At 69.5% G+C, this 25293-nt stretch carries 15 protein-coding genes; 9 read left to right on the top strand and 6 right to left on the bottom strand.

Annotation, left to right across the window (positions count from 1 at the left end; genetic code table 11):
• The first annotated feature begins 282 nt into the window (after positions 1-282).
• Positions 283-594, top strand: a complete 312-nt coding sequence (locus OPU67_RS08845; protein WP_267619171.1) for a hypothetical protein — start codon at positions 283-285, stop codon at positions 592-594.
• 27 nt (positions 595-621) lie between these two features.
• On the opposite strand, the gene OPU67_RS08840 is transcribed toward OPU67_RS08845, so the two are convergent.
• Together OPU67_RS08840 and OPU67_RS08835 are read right to left on the bottom strand one after the other, a co-directional pair.
• Positions 622-1077 carry a hypothetical protein gene (locus OPU67_RS08840; RefSeq protein ID WP_267619170.1) on the bottom strand — a complete coding sequence of 152 codons (456 nt, stop codon included), beginning with the start codon at positions 1075-1077 and terminating at the stop codon, positions 622-624.
• A gap of 127 nt (positions 1078-1204) precedes the next feature.
• Positions 1205-2371 carry an aminotransferase gene (locus OPU67_RS08835; protein WP_267619169.1) on the bottom strand — a complete coding sequence of 389 codons (1167 nt, stop codon included), beginning with the start codon at positions 2369-2371 and terminating at the stop codon, positions 1205-1207.
• A gap of 137 nt (positions 2372-2508) precedes the next feature.
• On the opposite strand from OPU67_RS08835, the gene OPU67_RS08830 reads away from it, so the two are divergent.
• The 5 genes from OPU67_RS08830 to OPU67_RS08810 all read left to right on the top strand — a co-directional run bounded on the left by OPU67_RS08830 (position 2509) and on the right by OPU67_RS08810 (position 12288).
• A complete protein-coding gene (locus OPU67_RS08830; protein ID WP_267619168.1) occupies positions 2509-3504 on the top strand; it encodes a hypothetical protein in 996 nt (331 codons plus the stop codon).
• 38 nt (positions 3505-3542) lie between these two features.
• Positions 3543-4034, top strand: coding sequence for a hypothetical protein (locus OPU67_RS08825; protein ID WP_267619167.1), 492 nt, complete (start codon positions 3543-3545; stop codon positions 4032-4034).
• 428 nt (positions 4035-4462) lie between these two features.
• Positions 4463-5155 carry a hypothetical protein gene (locus tag OPU67_RS08820; RefSeq protein ID WP_420708985.1) on the top strand — a complete coding sequence of 231 codons (693 nt, stop codon included), beginning with the start codon at positions 4463-4465 and terminating at the stop codon, positions 5153-5155.
• A gap of 42 nt (positions 5156-5197) precedes the next feature.
• Positions 5198-10354 (top strand): hypothetical protein, encoded by a 5157-nt coding sequence (locus OPU67_RS08815; RefSeq protein ID WP_267619165.1) that lies wholly within the window; start codon positions 5198-5200, stop codon positions 10352-10354.
• A 47-nt stretch (positions 10355-10401) separates the two neighbouring features.
• A complete protein-coding gene (locus OPU67_RS08810; RefSeq protein ID WP_267619164.1) occupies positions 10402-12288 on the top strand; it encodes a CshA/CshB family fibrillar adhesin-related protein in 1887 nt (628 codons plus the stop codon).
• Between the two features lie 73 nt (positions 12289-12361).
• Here the strand turns inward: OPU67_RS08810 and OPU67_RS08805 are convergent, their stop codons facing one another.
• Together OPU67_RS08805 and OPU67_RS08800 are read right to left on the bottom strand one after the other, a co-directional pair.
• Positions 12362-15232 carry a TonB-dependent receptor gene (locus OPU67_RS08805; protein WP_267619163.1) on the bottom strand — a complete coding sequence of 957 codons (2871 nt, stop codon included), beginning with the start codon at positions 15230-15232 and terminating at the stop codon, positions 12362-12364.
• 223 nt (positions 15233-15455) lie between these two features.
• On the bottom strand, positions 15456-16490 hold the full coding sequence (locus OPU67_RS08800; protein ID WP_267619162.1) for a response regulator: 1035 nt from the start codon (positions 16488-16490) through the stop codon (positions 15456-15458).
• 239 nt (positions 16491-16729) lie between these two features.
• Between OPU67_RS08800 and OPU67_RS08795 the strand changes: the two genes are divergently transcribed.
• Entirely contained in the window at positions 16730-18010 is a 1281-nt protein-coding gene (locus OPU67_RS08795) for an HD-GYP domain-containing protein (RefSeq protein ID WP_267619161.1), read from the top strand.
• Positions 18011-18098: 88 nt separating this feature from the next.
• Here the strand turns inward: OPU67_RS08795 and OPU67_RS08790 are convergent, their stop codons facing one another.
• Positions 18099-20582: a TonB-dependent receptor domain-containing protein gene (locus OPU67_RS08790; protein ID WP_267619160.1), complete on the bottom strand. Its 2484-nt coding sequence runs from the start codon at positions 20580-20582 to the stop codon at positions 18099-18101.
• Between the two features lie 138 nt (positions 20583-20720).
• Positions 20721-21845 (bottom strand): DUF2332 family protein, encoded by a 1125-nt coding sequence (locus OPU67_RS08785; RefSeq protein ID WP_267619159.1) that lies wholly within the window; start codon positions 21843-21845, stop codon positions 20721-20723.
• A 220-nt stretch (positions 21846-22065) separates the two neighbouring features.
• On the opposite strand from OPU67_RS08785, the gene OPU67_RS08780 reads away from it, so the two are divergent.
• A complete protein-coding gene (locus tag OPU67_RS08780; RefSeq protein WP_267619158.1) occupies positions 22066-23853 on the top strand; it encodes a methyl-accepting chemotaxis protein in 1788 nt (595 codons plus the stop codon).
• Positions 23854-23961: 108 nt separating this feature from the next.
• Positions 23962-25293, top strand: a 1332-nt coding sequence (locus OPU67_RS08775; RefSeq protein WP_267619157.1) for a methyl-accepting chemotaxis protein, incomplete at its 3' end; no start/stop codon positions are given.

Here is a 25293-nt window from a genome sequence, read left to right as displayed (position 1 = left end):
CGTGTATCCCCCGAAGTTGCCTTGCCGGTCGCGATCCCGACGCGCGCCGGCGAGGCGGCGGTCGGGTGACCGGACACCAAGGTTCCCCCAAGCTTGAAGCCCACCGCCAATCAATAATGCCGCAAGAGCCATGAATAGGCTTCATGGTCGCTTGCCCTTGCCCTTCCGCGGCAAGGCGGCGGCCCGTCACCGGAGTTATGGGGCACGCAGGAGAATTGCCCTTCCCCGGCCGAAGCGTCCGGGCGCAGGATCGCGCGACGTCATGAACAGCGAGGATGCAAGATGATCTCGACGATAGTGCGCTTCCGCCTTCCGCCCGGAGAAACGCAAGCCGAGGCAATGGCCGAGATTGAGAAGACGCTGCCGATCTACCAGGCCGCCGCCCCGGCGCTGATCCGCAAGGCGATCCACATCGATGCCGATGCGGGCACCGGCACCAGCATCTACCTGTGGACCGACCGGGAAGCGGCCGAAGCCTTCTTCGCGCGCGCGAGCGCGATGATCAAAGCCAAGACCGGGCACGCGCCCGATGTCGAATATCTCGCCTGCAACATTCTCGTCGACAACGCCGCCGGCGAGGTCCGGGTTTTCTGAAGCGTGCGGCAGGGCGGCGCGCGGTCGCTACCGCGCCCGCTCTCGCAGCACAGCGAGCACGACCAGCGGCGTCGCCACCCAGCCCACCACGACCCCGTAGGCGATCTTGAATGCCAGGACCTGCGCAAACGGCCAGTCGCCTTGCCAGACGGCGGCGAGGACGAGGACGCTGACAGGCACGAACAGGATCAGCAGCGCCGCACCGAACACGATCCCGCGCAGCACAGGGTGACGCGGCACCGGAAGCGGTGCGACCAGCGGCCCGCCATCCGCAAGCGCGCCCTCACGGCGGCGCTTGCGCAGCAGCAAGGTGAGCGCGATCGTCGTCATCAGCGTGAGCATGAAGGTCGTCGGCACCAGATCGAAGGCCAGCCCATCCATCCCCCATAGTGGGATGCGGGACTGGCCGCCGAACAGCAGCCACACGAAGCCCGCCGAGACGACGGCATTCGGCAGCGTCGAAATCAAGGTCTCACGCAGCACGATGCCGCGGGTGTTTCCGGATGTCGCCAGACTATACCCCATAGGGTGCGCAGGCTAAGGACGGCTTCGCTCTCGTCGCCATGCAAAGCGCCATCGGCGTCCCAACAAAAAGCTATGCCGCGCGCGATCAGGGCTCCGACCTGCCGAACGCAGCGCGCCACGCCGCAAGCCGCGCGAGCGCCTCGTCGAGCACCGCGCGCTCCTTGGCGAAGCAGAAGCGCACGAGGTGGCCAGGCCCCGGCGCGGCGCAGAAGGCCGACACCGGGATCGCCGCCACCCCCGCCTCGTCGATCAGCGTCGCGCAGAACTCCCGATCCGACAGGGCCACGCCGGAGGCCGCAAGGTCGAGCGTGACGAAATAGGTGGCCGCCGCCGGCAGGGTCACCAAGCCGAGCGCCGCAAGGCCCGCCCGCAGGTGATCGCGTGCCGCCTGGTGCTGGGCGCGCGCCTCGGCGACGAAGCCGTCCTCGCGCACGAGCCCCTCGGCGACCGCCCATTGCAGGTTCGGCGGGGTGGTGAAGGTCAGGAACTGGTGCGCGCGCGCCAGCCCTTGCGCAAGCGGGGCGGCCGCGCACATCCAGCCGACCTTCCAGCCGGTGAGGCCGAAGATCTTGCCCGCAGACCCGATCTTCACGGTCCGCTCGCGCATCCCGGGGAAGTCCATCAGCGAGCGGTGTCGCGCGCCGTCATAGACCAGCGCCTCCCACACCTCGTCGCAGATCGCGGTGAGATCGTGCGCGGTGCAGGCTTCGGCGAGATGCGCAAGATCGCTTTCGGGCAGCCGCGTGCCGAGCGGATTGAGCGGATCGTTGAGCAGCAGCAGCCGGGTGCGCGGGCCGAGCGCCGCTGCCAGCGCGGTGCGATCGATCCTCCCCTCGGGCAGCGTCAGGGCAACGGGCTTCACCACTCCGCCAGTGCGTTCGATCAGCGGCCGGTAGGCGTCATAGGCGGGCTCGAAGATGATGACCTCGTCGCCGGGGCAGACCAGCGCCAGCAGGGCCGCCGCCAGCGCCTCGGTCGCGCCCGATGTGACCGTCACCTCCTCCGGCGCGAGCGCAAGGCCCTGATGCCGCCCATACCACGCGGCCACCGCCGCGCGCAGTTCGGGCAGGCCGGCCATCGGCGGATACTGGTTGGAGCGTTCCTGCAAGGCCGCCGCCGCCGCCGCGATCACCGCCTCGGCGCGCGGTCCGTCGGGAAAGCCCTGCCCCAGGTTGATCGCTCCCCGCGCCCGCGCACGGGCCGAGGTTGCCTCGAAGATGGTGGTGCCCATGTCGCGGTAGATCGGGTTCATCGCCCGCTCTCCTGCCGCCAACCCCGCGCGCTGGCAACGGTCCGGTGGCACTCGGTCCGTCCCTGAAGCGAGGCAGACATACGGTCAAAGGATGTGGCTAACCGAATGCTAACCATTCCTGCGTATATCTCCTGAGCATGAAAACACACGCACGCCTTTACGCATCGTTCAGCACGATCCTCGCTCCCGCCTTCGTCGGCGGCCTTGCCCTTGCATCGGCTCCGGCTGCGGCAGGCGGCGTCACCGCGGGGACCCTGATCCAGAACACCGCCAACGCCAGCTTCGACGAGGCCGGCGGCTCCCGCAACGTCACCTCGAACACGGTGACGGTGCGCGTCGACGAGCTGCTCGACGTGACCGTGACCTCGCGCGATTCCGGCCCGGTGACAGCGCCGCCGGGCAATGCGGTGCTGACCTTCGAGGTCACCAACCAGGGCAACGGCCCCGAAGCCTTCCGCCTGACCGCCAATCCTTCGGTCTCGGGCAACAATTTCGACACCACGGTGCGCGGCATCGCCATCGATAGCAACAACAACGGCGTCTATGACGAGGGCGTCGACCAGATCCTGACCGCGCCGCAGACCACCCCGGTGCTCGATCCCGACGCGCGCCTCACCGTCTTCGTGCTCGTCACCGTGCCGCAGACCGTCGCCAACGGGCAGCGCAGCGACGTCGCGCTTGCCGCCGAGGCCGTCACCGGCAGCGGCGCCCCGGGCACGGTCTTCGCCCAGGCCGGTGCCGGCGGCGGCGACGCGATCGCGGGGATGACCAGCGCGCTGGCGACGGCGCGCGGCGCGCTCACCACGGCCGTGGCCACGGTGCAGCTCGTCAAGTCGGTGACCCTGCGCGATCCCTTCGGCGGCACCTCCGCGGTCAAGGGCACGGTCGCGACCTTCACCATCGAAGCCCGCGTCGACGGCAGCGGCGAGGTCCGCAACCTCACCGTCACCGACCCGATCCCGACCGGCACCACCTACGCCCCCGGCAGCCTCCGGCTCGACGGCAATCCCCTCAGCGATGCGGCCGATGCCGATGCTGGCGCCGTCTCGGGCGGGTCCGGCGTCACTGTAAATCTCGGCACGGCGCCCGCAGGTGCGCGCCGGTCGGTCTCCTTCAACGTCGTCATCGACTGATCGAACCAGAACAGACCAGATAAACAGGGGCAAAGATCATGAAATCGCTTCCCAAAATGATGTTCGCCCTGGCTGCTGCCATGGCGCTCGCCGGACCTGTCCTGCCGCTTGCCGCGCAAGGCGCGCCCAGCCCGATCGTCCTCAAGGGCGACGTCAAGGTGGTGAAGACCGTCACCGACAAGGACGGCAAGCAGCGCACCGAACTCGCCGATCCGGACACCATCGTGCCGGGCGACCGGCTGATGTTCGGCACCGACTATGCCAACAACGGCACCCAGCCGGTCAAGAACTTCGTGGTCACCAATCCGCTGCCCAGCGCCGTGCGGCTCGCTCCCGATGCCGATCCCGCGCTCGAGGTGTCGGTCGATGCCGGCAAGACCTGGGGCGTGCTCGCCAAGCTCAGCGTCGCCAATCCGGACGGCACGATGCGTCCCGCAACCCACGACGACGTCACCCACGTGCGCTGGACGATCGCGACGATCGCGCCGGGCGCCTCGGGCAGGGTCACCTATCCAGCCATCATCCGCTGATCGAAAGCGGAAGATAACCGCCACGTCCCGCGGGCGGCAGTCCTGACGCGGGACACACACTCAGGACCAGACCAATGAGAACCTCCAAGCAGCTGCTGGGGGCGGTGAGCGCGCTTGCGCTCGTCGCGATGTCCAGCACGCCTGCCATGGCCGCAGGGACCAGGGCAGGCAACACCATCCAGAACACCGTCACCGTCAACTACAACGTCAGCGGTGTGGCGCAGTCCGCAGCGACCGCGAGCGACACCTTCACTGTCGACCAGCGCGTCAACCTTACGGTCACCAGCGTCGGCAACACCACCGTCGCGCCCAACCAGACCAACCGCGTGCTCGCCTTCGACGTGACCAACACCTCGAACAGCATCGCCGACCTCAACCTGACGGTCGCGCTGCGCACCGGCAACGCCGCCAACATCGGCAACTTCCGCGTGTTCCGCGACACCAACGGCAACCGCCAGCTCGATGCAGCCGAACTGACCGCCGGGCCGATCACCTTCCTCGACGAAGTCGCCGAGGACGCGACGGTGGCGGTGCTGGTCGTCTCCGACATCGGCATCAACGCGCGCAACGCCGACACCTTCGATGTCGCGCTGACCGCTGCGGCCCACGCTGCGGGCACCGCCGGCACGCTCGGCGCTCGGCTCCAGGCAACCGCCGGGGCCAACACCGCCGGGGTCGACACCGTGCTGTTCGACGGCGCGGGCGTGAGCGATGCGGCGAACGACGGCGCCTTCTCGGCGCAGGGGCGCTACACGGTCTCGGGCGCGAGCCTGACCGTCACCAAGACCAGCCGCATCATCAGCGATCCCGTCAACGGCACGGGCGCCGGGCGCAAGGCGATCCCGGGCGCGACGATCGAATACTGCATCACCGTCGCCAACGCCGCCGGCGCCGCCACCGCCACCAACGTCGCCATCCTCGACGACCTGCCGGCGGATGTCACCTACCTTTCGGCCTTCGGGATCCTGCTGAACGGGGACGCGGCCTGCACCAACGGCACCGCCGGCGGCACCTTCGCGGCCGGCGGCGGCACCGGCGGGCGCGACCGCATCACCGGCTCGCTCTCCGACGTGGCGGCGGGCCAGACCCGTTCCGCCTACTTCCGGGTCGTGATCCGCTAAGGCACTGATCTGGAAAACAGGGTCTTGCGTGTAGCCCCCTCCATGAGGCGCCTTGCCACGGCACTGCTCGCAGCAGTGCTGTGTGTCAGCGCGCCCGCGGAGGGGGCTTTCGCACAGGCCGGTGACGGGCCTGCGATACGCACCGTCACCAACATCGCCGAGGCCAGCTGGGATGCCGACGGAGGGCCGCGGCGGGTTTCGAGCAACCCCGTCATCTTCGACGTCCTCGCCCTCCCGGTCGCCCCCCCCGCGATCAAGGTTTACCGCCGGGGCAACGGGTCCGGCTCGCAGATCGTCTATCGCGCCCCGCAATGCGGTGTGGCGCCCGGACCGATCCAGCTTCTGCGCAGCACTGCCATCGCCAGCCTCGCCCCGCGCGGACAGGCGGTCGCTGCGGTCTCCACCGTCAACGTCACCCCGGCCGAGCAGCTGCGGGGGGGCGAACCGCTGTTCTTCGAGGTGTCCGCCGCCAGCGCGAACCGCGATCCGGCGGCCATCGAAACGCTCACCGTCGTGCTGACCAGCGAGGAAGGCGACCGCGAAACCCTCACCGTGTTCGAGACCGCGGCCGACAGCGGCGTCTTTGCCGGCGTGATCGACACCATGCGCATTCCGCCGGCCCTCGTGCAGGAGGACTGCCGGCTCAGCGTCGGCCCGGATTCGCGCATCACCGTCGCCGCCATGCGGCCGGGCAGCGAAGATGTGATGGTCACCGCCGACGTCACCGTGCTCGTCGACCCGTTCGGCGTCGTATTCGACAGCGAAACCGGCGCGCCCGTGGACGGAGCGCGCGTTTCGCTGGTCAGCGCCGACACCGGCGCGCCCGCGACCGTCTTTGCCGAGGACGGCGTGACCCGCTGGCCGTCGAGCGTCGTCACCGGCCAGGCAATCACCGACGCGGCAGGGCGCACGATGCCGATGGGACCGGGCGAATTCTGGTTCCCGCTCACCACCCAGGGCCGCTTCCGGTTGCAGGTCGAACCGCCCGCGCCCTTCACCGCCCCTTCCCAGGCGCCGCGCGCAGTGATCGCGCAGGCGCGAAGGCCCGACGGCAGGGAATACGTGATCCGCGAAGGATCCTTCGGCGACGTCTTCGTGCTCGACGATCCCACACCTTTCGAGGTCGATATTCCGGTGGATTACCCCGGCCAGAACCTCGCGATCAGCAAGAGCGCCTCGCGCACCCGGGCTGGCCCGGGCGATCTCGTTTTCTACACGATTATCGTGCGCAACGACGATCCGGCGCGGTTGCGCCGCGCGGTGACGCTGGTGGACACCCCGTCGCGCTGGCTCCGGGTGCGTCCGGATTCGATCCGCGTCGACGGCCGCAGAGTAACCGATGCGGTTACTTTTGTACCAGATGGTCGCCAATTCAGCCTTAAGCTCGGCGATATCCCCGCCGCCGCCAGCGTGCGCGTCACCTATGCGATGAGCGTGCGCCCGGATGCCCCCTCGGGCCGCGTCCTCAACGAGGCCCTCGCCCGCGACGCATTCGGCCGCACCTCCCGCACCAGCGTTCCGCTCGACATCGAACGCGACGGGATTGGCGACCGGATGACCATCATCGGCCGGGTCACGGTGGGCGACTGCCGCCTGCCCGAGAAGGAGCGCGTCGGCCTCGGCAATGTCCGGGTGATGCTCGAGGACGGCAGCTTCGCGGTCACTGATGCCGACGGACGCTACCACTTCGAGGGGGTGGTGCCCGGCACCCACGTGGTGCAGGTCGCCCGCATGACCCTGCCCGACGGCGCGCGGTTGGTCGACTGCTCGCGTTCGACCCGCAACGCCGGAAGCAGCTCTTCGCGCTTCGCGATCGGCCAGGGCGGAAGCCTGGTGGTGGCCGATTTCCACGCGGTCCTGCCGCAGGGCGCCGTGCCCGCCAAACCCGCGCCGGCCAAGTCCGCCCCCGCGTCCGCTCAGGCGCCGGCCGGGGAGCAGGCTGCGCCCGCAGCGCAGGCGCCCAAGGCGCCCACCAACACCCCCGCCCCTGCCGTGACCGATTTCGTCGCGCTCGGCGATGGCGAGGACGGCTTCATCGCCCCCGCCGTCGATGCCAACCCGCGCGCGCCCGCGATCCGGGTCGCCGTGCGCCATCGCGGCGGGCAGAGCGTGCAGCTGTTCGTCGACGGCAAGCCGGTGAACCCGAACGCCTTCGACGGAATTCAGAACCCCGACGGGGTGTTCTCCGTCAGCACCTGGCGCGCCGTGCCGCTGCTCACCGACAAGACCGTGCTCGAGGCGCGGATCCTTAACTCCTTCGGCGAGGTCTCCAAGACCTTCACCCGCGAGGTGTTCTTCACCCGCGCGCCCGCCAAGGTCGAGTTCCTGCCCGCTCAGTCCACCCTCGTTGCCGACGGCCGCACCCGCCCGGTGCTGGCGATCCGCGTGCTCGACCGCAACGGCCGCCCCTTGCGCGAAGGCATCTCGGGCAGCTTCACCCTCAACGCGCCCTACCAGAGCGCCGAGCAGATCGACCGCCAGCAGCTCAATCAATTGACCGGCATGGCGCCCATGGCCGCGCGCTGGACCGTCGAGGGCAGCGAGGGGATCGCCCGCATCGAGCTCGCCCCGACCTTCGTCAGCGGCGCGCTGCGTCTGGGCTTCACCTTCGACGACGGCGAGATCACCCGCCGCCAGGAGCTCGAGGCGTGGATCGAGCCGGGCGCGGTGGAATGGACCATCATCGGCCTCGGCGAAGGCACCATCGGGGCGCGTTCGGTGGCGAAGAACATGGAACGCGCCGGCCAGTTCGACAGCGATCTGGGCGACGACGCGCGCGTCGCGCTCTATGCCAAGGGCCGCGTGCTCGGCAAATACCTGCTCACCCTCGCCTATGACAGCGCGAAGCAGCGCAGCGACACCAACGTGCTCGGCGCGATCGATCCGCAGGCCTATTACACCGTGTTCGGCGACGCCTCGGCCCGCCAGTTCGACGCCGCCAGCCGCGACAAGCTCTACGTGCGGATCGAGACGGCGACCTTCTACGCGCTCTACGGCGACTTCCAGACCGCCTTCAATCAGACCCGGCTCGCCAATTACAACCGCACCGCGACCGGGGTGAAGGGCGAGGCACGGCTGGGCGGCTTGCGGGCGCAGGGCTTTGCCGCGCGGATTTCCAGCCGCTTCCGCCGGCAGGAGATCCAGGGCCAGGGCATCACCGGCCCCTACACCCTCGCCAGCCGCCGCATCCTGCCCAATTCCGAGCGCGTGACGATCGAGGTGCGCGACCGCTTCCGTTCGGAACTGATCGTCTCGGTGCGCGAACTGGTGCGCTTCACCGATTACGACATCGACCTGCTGTCGGGCACGATCCGCTTCGCCGCGCCCGTGCTGAGCCGCGACGAGAACCTGAACCCGCAGGTCATCGTCATCGAGTTCGAGGCCGACGACAACGGCGAGCCCGAGCTGAACGCCGGGGTGCGCGCCGACTGGACCACCGCCGACGGGCGCCTGCGGATCGGCGCGACCGCGATCTCCGACGCCGGGCTCGAGGATCAGCGGGGCGAGGCGCTGCGCACCGACCTGGGCGCGGTCGACCTGCTCGCCAGGATCGGCGACAACACCGAAATCCGCGCCGAGTTCGGCATGAGCCGCCGCGAGGGCGAACAATCGACGGGCTGGCTGGTCGAAGCCCAGCACCAGACCGGCAAGCTCGATCTCATCGCCTATGCCCGCCAGGTCGATGCCGCTTACGGCATCGGCCAGCAGAACGCCGCCGAGCAGGGCCGCCGCAAGATCGGCGCCGACGGGCGCATCCTGTTCAGCGAGCAGCTGAGCTTCGTCGGCAGCCTCTGGCAGGACGAGAGCCTCACCGACACCGCGCGCCGCCGCGCGGCGCAGGGCCAGTTCGTGCTGACCCGCAAGAACACCGACCTGCGCCTCGGCCTCGTGCATTTCGACGACCGGCTGGCGAACGGCGGCAGCGCCTCCTCGACCGTGCTCGAGGCCGGGGCGACCCAGCGGCTGTTCGACAACCGGCTCGAGGTGTCGGCTGGCACGTCCGTTGCGCTCGGCAAGGCGGAGAGCCTCGACCTGCCGGCACGCCACCGGGTGGGCGTGCGCTACGCGCTGACCCAGGATGTCCGGCTCGCCGCGACCTACGAGGTGTCCGAGGGCGAGACGATCAAGGCGCGCCAGCTGCGCGGCGGGATCGAGGTCGTGCCGTGGCAGGGGGGCAAGCTTGCCACCAGCCTCGGCCAGGACGGGATCGGAGAGAGCGGCACCCGCACCTTCGCCGCCTTCGGCATCGCCCAGACGCTGCAGGTGACCAAGGCGCTGACCATTGATGCGACGCTCGACGGCAACCGCACCATCGGCGGCAATCCGGGCGCGGGCGGCATCGTCAACCCCGCCCAGCCCCCGGCGAGCGGCGGGCAGCTGACCGGCGGCCTGCAATTCGAGGATTTCACCGCCGCAACGCTCGGCGCGGCCTGGCGCCGTGATCGCTGGAGCCTCGCCCTGCGCGGCGAGCTGCGCGACGGCGAGAGCGCGGACCGGACGGGCGTCACCTTCGGCGCGATCCGCCAGCTTGGCGAAGGCAGCCTGGTCGGCTCGGGCGCGACCTGGACCCGCGCGACGAGCGCCGGCGGCGCGACGACCGAGATCATGGACGCGAGCCTCGCCTTCGCGCACCGTCCCGACGCCAGCCCGCTCGCGATGCTTGGCCGGCTCGAATTCCGCAGCGACCGCGTCACCGGCGCGGTGGCGGGCGAGGCCGAGGGCGCCGGGCGCACCGCGCTGATCGTCGACGGCAACGCCTCCTCGCGCCGGCTCGTCGCCAGCCTCTCGGCCAATTTCTCCCCGCGCGGGGCTGACGATGACGGTGCCGAAGTGCGCCGCCATGAGCTCGCCCTGTTCGTCGGCGGGCGCTACAGCCTCGACCGCTTCGAGGGCGAGGACTTCGAGGCAAGCTCGGTGCTGGTCGGCGCCGACGGGCGGATCGGGATCGGCGAGCGGTTCGAACTGGGCGCGAGCGCAACGGTGCGCGCCAACGTCACCGACGGCGAGACCCGCTTCGCCTATGGCCCGACGCTCGGCGTGGTCGCGGCCAAGGGCGTGCTGCTCACCGTCGGCTACAACATCGAAGGCTTCCGCGACCGCGATTTCGGCGCCGCGCGCAACACCGACAAGGGCGTCTTCGCCGCGGTCAGGGTGAAGATCGATGCCGACACCTTCGGCTTCCTCGGGCTGGGGCGGTGACGATGGCCCAGGCAGCGTGCAAGGGGTTGGCTAACCGGCTGTTTACCATGATCGGCTATCCCGCCGGAATGTTCGGGACAGGATCCTCCTTGCGTCGCCTGATGGCGATGCTGCTGATGATCTGCGGGATGATGTGGAGTGCCGGGGCACAGGCGCAGAACTGCGCGCCCGCCGGCAATCAGGGCACCGCGCCCGCAAGCTGGCAGACCTATTGCTGGCTCAACCTTGCCAATTACAACGATGCCACCGCGCGCAGCGCTTCGGGGCAGAACCTCAGTTTCACCCTCCCCGACGGTTCGACCCTGACCTTCAATGCGCGGGTCACGGGAACCAATCCTGCCTATGTTGCCGATGACGCGCCTTCATGGGTCGGCGCGGCGGTGGGCAATTCGGCCTTCCTCAACATTCCCGGCCGCCCGGTGCTCTATTCCGCGCAGTCCGGCACCAGCACGATCGCGATCACCAACATCGCCGTCACCCCGCCTGCGGGCGGCGGCGTCACGGTCTATTCCTTCGTGGTCGCCGATGCCGAAAGCTCGAACGATGGCGAGGCGCTGCGCTTCACCACCAATGGCGGCGCGTGGCAGCTGCTCGATTCGGTGCCGCCGATTTCGGGTTCGACCATGCCGCCGATCAGCGGCGTGGGCACCAGCAATGTCACCATCACCGGCGCGCCCGGCACGGTCGGCGCCTATATCGTCGGCAGCAACAGCCCGACCAGCGTGACGGTGCAAACCCAGTCGGGCGGGCTTCAGGGGGTGATGTTCGCGATCCGCTTCGCGACGATCCGGCTGCAGACCCAGATCCTCGGCACGCGGCTCAGCACCGCCGACCAGTTCACCTTCCAGATCGCCTCGACCGGAACTGGCGCGACCGTCAGCAGCGGGACGACCAGCGGCACCGGCACCGGGCCGTTTTCCACCGCCCCGCTCAACATGGCTGCCGGGATCCCGATCACGCTCCGGGTCGCAATGACGGGAGGGAGCGCCAATCCGCTGACGGCCTATGCCTCGATCCTGGGCTGCACCAACACCTCGGGCACCACGCGCCCTGCCCTGCCCACCAACACCGCCACCACCAACCTCAACATCGGCCAGCTTGAGTTCGGCGAGAGCCTCGTATGCACCTTCTCGCTCGGCGCGCCGCCGCGCCTCAGAGTGAGGAAGCTCCTGGGCTCGGGCGGGCGGCGGTTCGGCACCGACCAGTTCACGGTGCGGATCATGAGCGGCGCCTCGGTGATCGCCTCCTCGACCACCATCGGCTCGGGCGGAACGATCAATTCCGGCACCGGCGACACCACCTTGACGCTGGTCAACGCATCGCAGGGCTACACCGTCGACGAGGTCGCAGCCGGCACCACTGTGCTCGGCAACTACACCGCTGCGCTTTCGTGCAGCAATGCCACGGTGGGATCGACCACCCCCCTGCCGACGACGGTCGGCGGCGCGATCACCCTGCGCCCGGGCGATCAGATCACCTGCACCATCACCAACACCCGCCGATCAATGGCGCTGCTGGAGATCGAGAAGACCAGCGCGGTGATCTCGGACCCGGTCAACGGCACGGTCAATCCCAAGCTGATCCCCGGCGCAGTGGTGGAATACGCCATCACCGTGCGCAACGTCGGTGCAGGCGCCGTCGATGCGAGCTCGGTCGTGGTGGTCGACATCATGCCGGCGGAGATGGCCTATGCGGTGACCACGCCGGTGACCTTCACCAACGGCGCCACGGCAAGCGGGCTGAGCTTCGCCAGTTCGAACGTGACCTTCTCGCAAGCCCCCGGCGGCACCACCAATTTCACCTACACCCCGACCGGCACCTTCGACGGGCAGGTCACGGGCATCCGCATCGCACCCACCGGCACGATGGCCGCAGCGACCAGCGGGACCGCGCAGCCCAGCTTCACGATCCGCTTCCGCGCGCGGATCGAATAGCAGCGGCACAAAACCGGCGGGCGCACCGCTGCCCCCGCCGGTTCTTGCGTCAGATCTCGGAACCGCACCGCAATCAGAAGCTGACGCGCACGCCCCCGGTGTAACGGCGGCCGAACCGCTCCCACTCGATCGTCAGGTTGTCCTGGAACGGCGTCGCCACGCCCTGCGCGCTCAAGAGGTTCCCGGGCTCGGAGAAGCGGCGGCCCGGCTGGTCGAGCAGGTTCGAGGCGTCGAAATAGACCTCGACATTGGGCGTGATCGCATAGCGCATCGAGAAATCGAGCTCGTCGTCGGCCGCCCAGTAGGTGTCGCCCGCGTCGAACTCGTCGTTGGCGATGCCATCGAGCCAGAGGCTGCGCTTCTGGTACTGGAGGCGGGCCGAGAAGCCGTATTTCTCGTAATAGGCGCCGATGTTGTAGACATAGTCCGAGGTGCCCGGCAGGCGGACCTGGCGCGCGGGCACCGTCGGGAAAACGTTCGGCGCGGTGGCGATGGTGCTGAGCACGGCCGGCTTGGTCGCCTCGCTTTCGTTCAGCGTCAGGTTAGCGCTGATCCCGAAGCCGCCCATCCACGCGGGCAGGCCGAGATCCTCGGTCCACGGCTCGAGCTGGAGCTGGGCAGCCATCTCGAGCCCGACGATGCGGCCACGCCCGGCATTGGCGATGCCGCTGAACTGGTAGTCCGAACGGTCGACCCCGCCGAAGTTCAGCGCATCGGAGTTGAAGCTGCGCCGCTCGGTGTAGAGCACGTCGCGGACCTTGCGGTAGTAGGCGCCGATCATCAGGTAGCCCTGCGGCACCACGTACCATTCGAGATAGGCATCGAGGCCCCACGAACGCTCCGGCCGCACGCCCGGGTTGCCGCCCGAAATGGTGCGGTTGGAATCGTCGATCGTGACGTTGGGGCGCAGCTGGTCATAATCCGCGCGCGCCGCGCCGGTGGTGTAGCCGAGGCGCAGCTTGCCGTTGTCCGAGACGTTGTAGTTGACGTGGAGGCTCGGGAAGAACAGCGTCTTGGCGTTTTCCGCCTCGATCGGCCGCAAGGTGGTTCCCACCGTGCCGAGCGCGGTGCCGGTATTCTCGACCCGCTCGACGCGCACGCCGCCGAGGATGCTGCCCCAGTCCCAGCGCAGCGTGCCCATCACGAAGCCCGCGTAGATGGTCTCGCGCACTTCGAAGTCGTCGCGCCCGCCGTTGACACGCACGAAGGGGAAATTGGCGCGCGCGGCATCGGTGGCCGCGCGCATCCGGGCGGTGTCGAAGTAGCGGAAGGTGTAGCCGAGCGGGATCTTGCCCTGGAACGGCAGGTCGATCGCGAACTGGTTGTAGTCGGTCGACAGGTTGACCGCCGCGAATTGCGCCGGCGTGTTCAGCACGATCTCGTTGTTGATCGATTCCTTGGTGCGCTGGTCGAACTGGAAGCCCGCCTTGAAGGTCGCATCGCCGCCGAGGAACGCGGTGTCATAGGCGAGGATCGCGCGGGCGGTGTAGGCCTCGGTGGTGTCGACGAGATCGCCCACGCGCAGCGAGGAGAGCGGCTTGGTGAAGGTGTCGATCGCGGTCACCGGGGTGCCGGCCTGGAAGCGGGTCGGGCTCGCCAGCTGGGTGGTGGTGAACAGCCGGACGCGGGCGAGTTGCGGATCGGTGAAGTCGTAGGCGACCGTCGGGCGCAGGGTGCGCGTGCCCGGGCTGTCCCAGCGCGCCTCGCCGACCACCGAGCGGTCGTCCTTGGAGCGGGTGTAGTTGCCCAGCCATTCGAACCGCACGCCGCTGTCGCCGAAGGTGTGCTTGCCTTCGATGGTGTTGGTGAAGATCGACTGGCGGAAGGCACGCAGCGTCGAGCGCTGGTTGATGTCGATGCCGTAGACGGTGCCGGTCAGCGGGGTGCTGCCGGTGCAAGTGTCGGCATAGCCGGAGGTGGTCGGCGTCGGGTTGGTGAGCGTGGGGCAGGCCGCCGTGCTGGTGACAAGGTCGCCCTGCCGGTCGTCGAGGTCGAAGATGTAGTTGTCGCGCGCCTCGTCGTCAGTGAAGATCGTGTAGACCGAACGCAGCGAGATCTCGTTGTCGGGGTTGGGTCGCCAGTCGAGACGGCCCGAGACCGACCAGTTCTTGCGGGTCAGGCGGTAGAGCTTGTTCTCGGTCTCGCGCGGCCAGAAGCGGCTCTGGAAACCGGGGCGCTGGTCGATGCGCGTGCCGTCGCCCCGCACGGGAACGCGGAAGTCGGTCTCGAAATTGTCGGTGATCATGTTGCGTTCGAAATAGCTGCCCGACAGCAGCACGCCGATCTCGCCCGCGCTGCCCGCATCGAAACGGTCGGCGAGGACGAGGCTGCCTTCATATTCGTTGCGGTTGCCGAGTTCGGCCTTGCCGAAGCCCGCCTTGCCGAGCACCTTCAGCCCCGGATAGTCGAAGGCCGAGCGGGTGACGATGTTGACGTTGCCGGCCACGGTCTCGCCCGGCATGTCGGGGGTGATCGCCTTGGAGACGACGATCATCTTGGCAATCGCCGAGGGCACCGAATCGAAGCGCGCGTCGCGGCCTTCGGGGCTGACGACGTTGATCCCGTCGAAGGAGAGCGTGGTCCAGTAATTGGGCGCGCCGCGCACCGAGATGTAGCGCGCCTGGCCCTGGTCGCGCTCGACCGCGAGACCGGGCAGGCGGCTGGTGGCCTGGGCGATGTTCTGGTCGGGCAGGCGGCCCACCGAGTCCGCCGAGGCGACGGTCACGAGGTTGTCGGACAGGCGCTGGACGCGCAGCGCCTCGGCTTCGGATTCGGCGATCGGGCGCTTGCCGTCGACGACGATTTCGGGCCCCTGCTCCGCCTCGAGCGCTGCATCCGCGTCCGCGTCGGCCTCCGCATCCGCCGTCGCGGCGGCCTCGGCGAGCGGGGCGGCGGTTTCCGCTGCGAAGGCGGCGTGCGGGATCGCGGCGACGGCAGCAAGCATCAAGGCCTTGCGCGACAGGCGCAAGCCAGCGGTTTCCGAGTAAGACAAGGTAGCCCCCTTATTGGCTTTTGTGTGTGGCCGGCGGCTAGGGGCGATCTGTTACGGCTTGTTGACCCGAATATTGCAGTTCGATGATGACGCGACTTTGCCCGCACTGTCGCCATCGGGACACATCTTCACGATCTTGCAGGCTCGCCCGGCGGATCGGCCGGACGCTGGGGGTTCAGCCTTCCGCGTTGGTCTGTTCCAGGATCCAGTCGGGGATCGCCTCCTGCCGCAGATCGGCAAGCTCCAGCCCCTGCCCGCGCACCGCATCGTAGCGGTCGCGCGGGGCGTAGTCGGCGGGACGCTGGACGAACACCTTGCCCTTGGTCTCGGCAAGGATGCCGAGCCCGCGCACCCCGTCGGTCCCGCCGCCCGTCAGCAGCCCGCCGAGCGCCGGCAGGCCGGTGCGCGCGAGGCTGCCGAACAGCAGGTCCGCGGACGGGCGGCAGCCGTTGACGGGATCGCGCTCGACAAGCCGCAGGCGCGGCGGCTCGCCGGCCTCGACGATGACGTGGCGGGTGGGGTTGTGCGCCAGCCACACCTTGCCGATCTCGAGGCTGACGCCGTCCACCGCATCCTCGAGCTGGCAGGGCAGCGAATGGCGCATCGCCCGCATCGCGTTCTCGACCGTGGCCTGATCGGCATCGAACAGCACCACCGTCGGCGGGCAGGCGGCGTCATAGGCGGCGAGCACCTGGCGCGCGGTCTCGATCCCCGCCGCCCCGCAGGCGAGCGCGACGATCCGCCCGTCGCTGCGATACTTCGCGCCGCCCGCCGCGTCCGCCTCCGCCCCGACCCCGCCGGGCTGCAATTCGCCCGCCGCCGCCTTCAGCACGATGTCGCCCAGCGTGCGCACCGTCGCGTCGAATTCCTCGCGCGAGGTGTGGAGCGGCTTGGGGAAGCAGTGCACCGCGCCCAGCTCAAGCGCGCGCCGCGCGGTGCCGGTGCCGGCCTGGGTTATCGAGGACAGCATGATGACCGGCATGGGCCGGGTCGCCATGATCTCCTCGAGAAACTCCATCCCGCTCATGCCGGGCATCTCGACATCGAGGGTGAGCACATCGGGCTTGAGCGTCTCAAGCTGCGCACGCGCCTCCTCGGCGTTCTTGGCCGTGCCGCACACCGCGACACCCTTGGCGTTGTCGAGAATGTCGCAGAACAGCGCGCGCATCGCCGCGGAATCGTCGACCACCAGCACTCGTACGTTCGCCATCGTCACTCAGCCTCATCGATTGGACGGGCACCCGGGAACCGGCGCGCCTGGCGAGCGGGGTAGCGCGCCAGCGGCGAACAAATCGGCGCGTGGGCGCTAGGGGCTTGCGCATAGTCGCGCCGCTGCCGCCGTGAGGCCCTCGCGCCGCCCACCTACGTGATGTTCCGGAGCCGACCGCGCGCCCGATACTAGGGATGAAGGCCTAGCATCGTGCGGGGACAACGGGAGCTGGCCAGATCATGTTGAAACAGATCCCCGTCGAAGACCTTGAGGTCGGGATGTTCGTCCACCGCTTCGAGGGCAACTGGTTCGACCATCCCTTCTGGAAGGCGAAGTTCCTGGTCGCCGACGAAAGCCGCCTGGCCGCGATCAGGGCCAGCCGGGTGCGCGGCGTGGTGATCGACACCAGCAAGGGACGCGATCTCGCCGCAGCGCGCACCGCGCCCGCGCCCATGCCCGCCATCACGGCGCCACCCGCCTCCACCGCAGCCGCGCGGATCGGCGCGATCAAGCGGCGCACTGTCGCCCAGCTTGCCGAGCCGCGTCCGGCAAGCTTCGCCGAGGAGGTCGAACGCGCCGCCGGCATCGCCGAACAGGGGCGCGAACGGCTCGGCCGGCTCCAGCTCGACGCGCGGCTCGGCAAGGCGCTCGACATTCGCAAGGTGGAACCGGTGGTCGGCGACATCCTCGCCTCGGTGCGCCGCAACCCGCAGGCCTTCAGCGGGCTGATGCGCTGCAAGCTCAAGAACGAGGCGGTGTTCCGCCGCGCCCTGTCGGTCAGCGCGCTGATGATCGCGCTTGCGGGACGCATGAAGCTCACCGGGCAGGAGATGCGCGAATGCGGGCTCGCCGGGCTGCTGCTCGATATCGGGGTCAACTACCTGCCGCAGGCCGACCCGGTCCTTGCCGGCGAGAACCGCGCCCGCGATGAACGGATCTGGCAAAGCCACGTGCTGCTCGGCTACCGCGCGCTCCAGAACGACGACACCCTGCCGCGTGCGGTGCTCGATGCGTGCCTGTTCCATCACGAGCGCATCGACGGCCTGGGCTACCCCCAGCGCCGCGCCGGGGACGACATCCCGATGATCGCACGCATGGCGGCGATCTGCGACAGTTTCGAATTCCTGCTGGCGGGAACGCCCGGCCGCGCGCCGCTCGACCCGGCGCACGCGGTCGAGGCGCTGCGCGACCAGAAGGGCGCCTTCGACGAGGATATCCTACGGATGTTCATCGAGACGATCGGCCTTTATCCGGTCGGCTCCTTCGTCACGCTCGAAAGCGGCAGGATCGCGATGGTCATCGACGAGGACCGCAAGGACCCGATGCGGCCGGTGGTGCTGGCGTTCTATTCGCTCGCCGCCCGCGAACGCATCCTTACCCAACGCATCGCGCTGGCCGAGCCGGGCGCGCGCGAGCGGATCGTCGGGATCGCCGATCTTTCCGGGCTCGAACTGCCGGAGGATGCGCAGCTGCGCGAACTCGTGTTCCTGAGCGCCTGCCGCACCGCGCAACCCGCCTGACCCCGGCAGGCGGGGCGATCACCGCCGCATGAAAAGAGGGACCGGCGCGCGCGCGCCGGTCCCCTTGCCCATGCCCTGTCGCCGGAGATCAAAACGACAGCGCGAGCGAAGCCTGCACCGTCCGGCCGTTGGCGGCGCGCGCAAAGCCGATGCCATTGGCCGGAACGCTCGCCTGGTTGACCTCGTAGATGCCGAGCGTGTCGAACAGGTTCTGCGCGCTCACCGTCAGCCGCAGGTTGCTGGCGGGATCATATTCGAGGAAGGCGCCGACCTGGGTGAAGCCGGGCATCCGCAGCAGGTTCGAATCCTGCGCGAAGCTGCCGGTGATGGTGACGATGTTCGCGCCCATCGCGAGGCTGCCGAAATCGAGCTGCGGCACCGCGACCAGCACCCAATCGGGCTGGTGGCGCGGGTTGCTGCCGGTGAAGACCCCGCCGACCCGGTCCTCGCTGATTTCGGCCTTCGTCCAGGTCGCTGCCGCCATCAGGCTGAAGACGCCGCGGGTGATCGTGCCTTCCAGCTCCACCCCGTCCGCCTTGTAGGTCCGGTCGGTCGAGGACGCCGCGCCGTTCAGCACGTTCTGATCCTCGGCCTCGACATGAAAGACCGTGCCGTTGATGGTGATGCCGTCCTTGCGGAACTTGAAGCCGCCCTCGACCTGGATAACGGTATCGTCCTTGTCCTCGGCATCGAGGACCCGGCCGGTGACGCTGCTCACCGCCGGGGTGAACAGCACCTTATCGGCGGCCGCGCGGTGGCCGAGGCTGTAGCGGGCGAAGACCGAAAAGGGCTCGGCGACGCGGTAGTTCACCCCGACCGAATAGTTGAGATAGCCATATTTGTAGTCGACCGGCGCCGGGCGATCGAGCGGGATCGAGGCGACCCGCCGTTCCGCGGGGCCCAGCACCCCGTCGCGGTTGACGTCGAAGCTGCCCAGGCCCACGCGCCCGCCGCCGAGGTCCGCACCGAACAGCTGGCCGCTGACGCTGCCCCGGTCGTAGCGCAGGCTGCCGCCGATCGCGAGCTTGCCGACGTGCCAGTTGATCGATCCGTAGGGCGCGAGCACATCGTAATCGACATCGAAGATGCGGCGGAACAGGCTGCTCGCCCCGCGTCCGTAGGCGAAGTAGCCGTTCTGGGTCTGGGCGACGCCGGCGGCGTTGAAGATGTCGACCATCGCGGTCCGGCCCCCGCCGGCGGCATCGATGACCTGCGATGTGTGCAGCCAGGTCGATGACAGGGCCTGCGCCGCGTAGTAGAGCCCCGCCGTGGTGGTGAGCTTGCCCCCGCCCACGTCCCACACCCGGCTGGCGCGCAGGTCGTTGGTGAAATTGTCGAGCGCGGCGGCCTGATTGTAGGACGTGAAGTAAAGCGCGAGGAGGCCGTTGCCGTTGGCATCGGCGGGGACCAGCTGGCCGGTGTTCGGACCGCTGGCGTAGCGCGCCGTCGCGCCCGGCCCGCCGATCGAGGCGGCGAAGGCGGCCACGGTATCGGCGCGGTTGGGGAAGGTGCGGCTGAAATCGCCGCCGTTCTTGGCGTAGCGCGCCCTTTCGGTGACGGTCCAGCCGCCGATCTCGAACTGCGCTTCGATGCCGATGGATTTGGAGGTCGCGCTCTGCCCGGTGTTGATCGAATAGGCGGCCGGGTTGTTGTTGCCGTCAAGCGTGATGATCGGGCCGAGATTGGGCGAGAGCACCGCGTCCGAGCGCAGGTCGAAGCCCGGGAAGCTGCGATAGCGCGGGTTTGCGTCGGTGCCGGTGATGTTGACGAAATAGGGCGCGTAGGTCGGCGAGCGGTCGTCGAGATACTTGAGATAGGCACGCACGTAGCCCCCGGCGAATTCGCGGGTGATGTTGGCCTTGATCTGCCCGCCCTGCCAGCCGGTCAGGCCGATCCGCCGCGGTCCTTCGCCCGCGCGGTAGAAGCCGCCGATGTAGAAGCGGGTGTTCTCGCCGAGCTTCGCCCCGTAGTCGAAATCGAGGCGCTTGCTGTCGAAGCCGAGCCCGAGGGTGACCTGCGCGCGCCCGCCCTGTTCGGTGCCGGTGCGCGAGATCACGTTGACGATCCCCCCCGGCGAATTAGAGGCGAAGGTCGAGGCCGATCCGCCGCGGATCGTCTCGATCGCGCTTACCGTGAAATCGTTTCTGAGATAGACGTCGGTGGCGACGTTGAAGATGTCGCCGAATTCGAGGACCGGCAGGCCGTCCTCTTGGAACTGCATATATTTCGATCCCCCTGCGGCGAGCGGCAGGCCGCGCACGGTGTAGTTGTTGTTGCCTTCCCCGATGCCGCTCGCCACGCGCATCCCGGCCATGGTGCGCAGCACCTCGGACAGGGGGCGCGGGCCGAAGCGCTGGATGTCGTCGCCTTTCAGCGCGCTGGTGGAGGTGGCGCTGTCGAGCCGGTCGCGGCCCTTGGCCATGCCGGTGGAGAAGATCTCGACCGGAGGCTTGGCGTCGGTCTTGCCGGGCGCCTCGGTCACGGCGTCCTCGGCCGCACGGTCCTCCGCGAGCGCAGGCGCGGCGATCGCGCCGCTGGCGGCAAAGAACAGCAGCGTGGTCTTGAATTTCATGGCTTGGCTCCTCCCGCATCGCCGGGGCATCGGTCCGGTCCGGCTTCTTGGTGTGCGGCCTGCCGGATAGGGGCCGGCCGGTTGGCGGAGGCGAAAGGGGGGCCTAGGGATTGAGCGCTAGGGGCGAACCCGCAGGGCTCAGCCAAGGCCGTGCCAGTCGATCCATTCGCCATAGGGGTGGCAATGCGCCGCGAGCCGCGCCTCGCCCGAGCCGGGGCCACCGTCCCAGACCGTGACGATCAGCTCCACCGCCTGCCGGTCGGCGCGCCATTCCATGCCGACGTGGACGAGCGGGCATTCGGGCCGCGCGCGGCTGCCGGCGGCGGCGAGCGTCGCCGCGATCCCGGCCCGTTCGAGGGGGTCGAGATATTGCAGCACCATCGAGTGGAACACGACCCGCCGCACCCCGGCCGGCTGCGGCTCGGCGAGCCTGCGGGTCAGCCAGTCGCCCGCCTGTCCGACGCAGACCCGGGGCGGATGCCGGCGGGCGAGCGCGAGGGCTGCGGCAAGCCGCGCGCTGCGCGCCGGCTCGCCCGGCCAGACATAGGCCTCGAGCTGCGCGCAATCGCCGGGCCGCGCCGGGTCGAGCGGGTTGAGATCGACCCCGATCGCGCGCCGCACCGCCACCTCGTGGGCCGGCGGCAGGCCGCCGCGCCACTCGGGTGCGAGCATGACCGGGCTGTCCGCGGCCAGCACGGTGCGCGCCCCGATGCGGCAGGCGTAGTGCGGGAAGTTGAGGTTGAGCCCGGCGCTCGCGCCCAGCTCCAGCACCTCGCAGGGCATCGCCGCGCGCGCATCGAGCGCCATCAGCACCGCCACCAGCCCGGCCACGCGGGCGACCTCGTTGGTCTGGGTGGGATGCGCGATCCATGCGCCCAGCATCGCGGCGTGATCCGACAGCGCGGCGAGCACCGCGTTCTCGAGCGCGGCCGGATCGGGCAGCGCCGCGCCCTCGCCCCGCTCGCGGTAGAGAACCTCGAGCCCCGCCGCACCCCCGCCGCGGGCGAGTGCGTGCAGCCCCGAGCACAGGCGGAAGGTCATCGCATCGGCGGCAAGATCGCCGGGCCAGGCCTCGAGCAGCCGCGCCAGCTCCGGGGCGCGCGGCACGGTCCGCGCCAGCACGCGCATCAGCAGCGCGGCCAAGCGATTGCCGAGCGCCTCGGCCTTGACGGCCTCGAGACCGAGCTGGCGCTGGATACGCAATCCGCCCGCCGGAACGGATCGCGGCGCGCAGGCGGTGCGGGAAGGAACGGGAACTGCCATGCCGGCGGCCATAGGCAGCGCGGCCCAACAGCTTGCCACCCGCAGCTAGGGGAAAGCGCGCAGGCCGTCCGCGCAGGGCCGCGCCGGTTCCCGGGTGATCGCGCCATAGTAGCACTACCGAGCGCCGGGAACGCGCCGGGTTAAAGCGCGGGGCCTATCCGGCAGGCTCCGAACGGCTCGACCAGCCGCTTGCCCGACCTGTCCAGGAGAGGACCGACCCGTGCTTGACCGTCTGAAGATACCCCGCCGCCTTGCTCTGGGCTTCATGACACTCAACATCGTCGCCGCCGCCGTCATGATCGCCTGCGGGGTAAGCCTTGCGATGATCTCCTCGGTGACCACGAAGAACACCGCCAGCCAGGAAATCCTCGCCGACGTGCTCGCCTTGGAGACGGCGCTGCTGCGCCAGAACAGCCAGCTGCGCGGATTCCTGGTCACCGCCGATCCGAGCTACCTCAAGTCCTACTATGAGGGCCGTGACGATTACGACAAGGCCTCGGCGGAACTGGAAAGCGCGCTCGCCGGCTCGCCGCTTGCGGAGAAGGTCCGCGCCAGCCGCGCAGAAACCCTGAAGTGGCGGCGCGACTGGGGCGACAAGTATGTCGCCCGCGTCAAGGCGGGGCAGCGCGACGCGGCGCAGGAGGCGATCCGCGCGGCAGGCAAGAAGGTGCTGGTCAGCGCCGCGGTCAATCCCTTGCGCGAAATCCGCGATGCGCAGCACGCCGCCATCGCCGAGCAGAGCGCGCGGCAGGCGGCAGTGATCATGTGGGCGTGGATCGCCCTGGGTCTCGGCGCGGTGCTCCTCATCGGCCTCGCGCTGGTGCTGGCCCGCGCGCTGACCCGCTCGATCGCCGGGCCGATCGTCGCGCTCACCCGCGCCATGACCGAGCTGTCGCGCGGCGCCAACGAGACCCCCATCCCGGGCGCCGGCCGCAGCGACGAACTGGGCGACATGGCGCAGGCGATGCTCGTCTTCCGCGACGCCGCGCGCGAGCGCCAGCAATCGGTCGCCGAGCGCGAGGAGGCGGTCGCCCGGCTCGGCGCCAACCTCGCCGCGCTCGCCAATGCCGACCTCACCGTGCGCCTCACCGACATGCCGCCCGCCTTCCAGACGCTGGCCGCCAACTTCAACGAGGCGCTGGGACGCCTCGCGGGGGCGATGGGCGCGGTCAACGAGAGCATCGGCGCGATCAACCTGACCTCGAGCGAGATCGAGCACGCCATGACCGATCTCGCCAGCCGGTCCGAGGAGCAGGCGAGCCGGCTCCAGCTCTCCTCCACCACCATGGCGAGCCTGTCGGCCAACATCGAGGAGAATGCCAACCTCGCGGTCGGCGTCAGCGGCGCGATGCGCACCGCGCGCGAGGAGGCCGAGAGCGGCGGCGAGGTGGTCGCCCGCGCGATCCAGGCGATGGGCAAGATCGAGACCGCGACGGTCGAGATTTCCGAGATCACCGCGATGATCGACACCATCGCCTTCCAGACCAACCTCCTCGCCTTGAACGCCGGGGTCGAGGCCGCGCGTGCCGGGGAGGCGGGCAAGGGCTTCTCGGTGGTCGCATCCGAGGTGCGCGCCCTGTCGATGCGCGCCACCGAAGCGGCGAGCGAGATCAAGAAACGGATCGAGGCGGTCGGCATCCACGTCACCACCGGGGTGGGCCTCGTCAACGAGACCGGGACCGCGCTGACCACGATCAACGCCCGGGTCGCCGAGGTGACCGAGGCGGTCTCGCGCATCGCCGAGGCGGTCAGCGACCAGAGCGTGCAGCTGCGCCGCGTGTCGGAAACCATCGGGGCGATGGACCGGATGACCCAGCAGAACGCCGCGATGGTCGAGGAGACCAACGCGGCGACCAAGAACCTGAACCACGAGGCGCGCCAGCTCGCCCAGACCTTTGCGGGCTTCCGCATCGGCGATGCGACAGGCGGCGGCGGCCCTGCCCCCGGCGCGTGGCACGCCGCGCCCGCCCTTCCCGCCCCCCACCCGCAAGAGCGGCGCGCGGCCTGATCGCCTCGCGGCGCGGCTAGGGGAATTTGCGAGACGCCCGCGCAAAACAGCCTTCAGCCCTCGCCTCTACCCTTTCGCCGTCGGTCATGTCTCCCGAGGATTTTTGCGATGTTAACCTGGTTCACCAAGCACGCCCCGATCCGCACCAAGTTCACCGTTCTGATTGCGGCAACCGTGCTGTTCGGCCTCGTCAACCTGCTCGGCAACGCGCTGGTGCTGTGGGGGGTGATCGGCCCGGCGACCGCGATGATCGCCGCCGTCATGACGCTGGGAGCGGCGACGGCGATGATGGTCCTTGCCAAGGAACTGGTCTGCCGGTCCTACGTCGAGACTGTCGTGCGCATGGAAGGGCTTGCGGCGGGCGACCTCACCTCGCCGATCCGCCGCATCGACCACACCGATTGCGTGGGCCGCATGACCAAGGCGATGGACGCCTTCCGCACCAATGCGCTGCGCGTGAAGGACGCCGAGGCCGATCAGTCGGGCCGGGTCGTCGAAGTGCTCGCCGGCGCGCTCGATCGGCTCGCCGAGGGCGATCTCACCTATCGGATCAGCGGGATGCCCGCGGGCGAGCACCTGCGGCTTCAGGAGGCCTTCAACCAGTCGACCGCCAAGCTCGAGGCCATGCTCGAGGCGGTCCGCGCGACCGCGGGCGGAGTGCAGACCAGCTCGGACGAGATCCGCGCGGCTTCGGAAGACCTCGCGCTGCGCAACGAACAGCAGGCCGCGAGCCTCGAGGAGACCGCCGCCTCGGTCGGCGAGGTGGTCCACCTCACGCGGCAATCGGCCGACAACGCGCTCGCCGCGCGCGCCGCGATCGCCCAGACCCATGCCCGTGCCACCGAAGGCGGGGCGGTGGTCGGCAAGGCGGTCGAGGCGATGGGCGCGATCGAGCAATCGGCGCGCGAGATCACCCAGATCATCGACGTGATCGACGGGATCGCCTTCCAGACCAACCTCCTGGCCTTGAACGCCGGGGTCGAGGCGGCGCGCGCCGGCGAGGCGGGCAAGGGCTTTGCGGTGGTCGCCAACGAGGTCCGCGCGCTCGCCCAGCGCTCGGCCGATGCGGCGCGCGACATCAAGGCGCTGATCGGCAAGTCGACAGCGCACGTCGGCGACGGGGTGAGCCTGGTCGGGGAGACCGGCACGTTGCTTGCGGAAATCGTCGCCCAGGTCGGGTCGGTGACCGCGCAGGTCGGGGCGATCGCCGAGACCACCGCAGCGCAGGCGAGCAATCTCGAGCAGGTCAATGTCGCGGTCGGGACGATCGACCGGATGACCCAGCAGAACGCGGCGATGGTCGAAGAGGCGACGGCGGCGACCCGCAGCCTGTCGACCGAGGCGCAGCGGCTCGGCGAGCTGGTGGCGCGCTTCCGGGTGAGCGGCGGCGCGAGCTTGGCGGGCTTCGCCGCCCCGGCCGCAGCGCTCCCGGCCGCGAAG

This window comes from Erythrobacter sp. WG (assembly GCF_026586795.1).
In the GTDB taxonomy this organism is placed as follows: Bacteria; Pseudomonadota; Alphaproteobacteria; order Sphingomonadales; family Sphingomonadaceae; genus Erythrobacter.
Note: the sequence above shows the minus strand (reverse complement) of the source record. Positions and strands in the feature narration are given on the sequence as shown.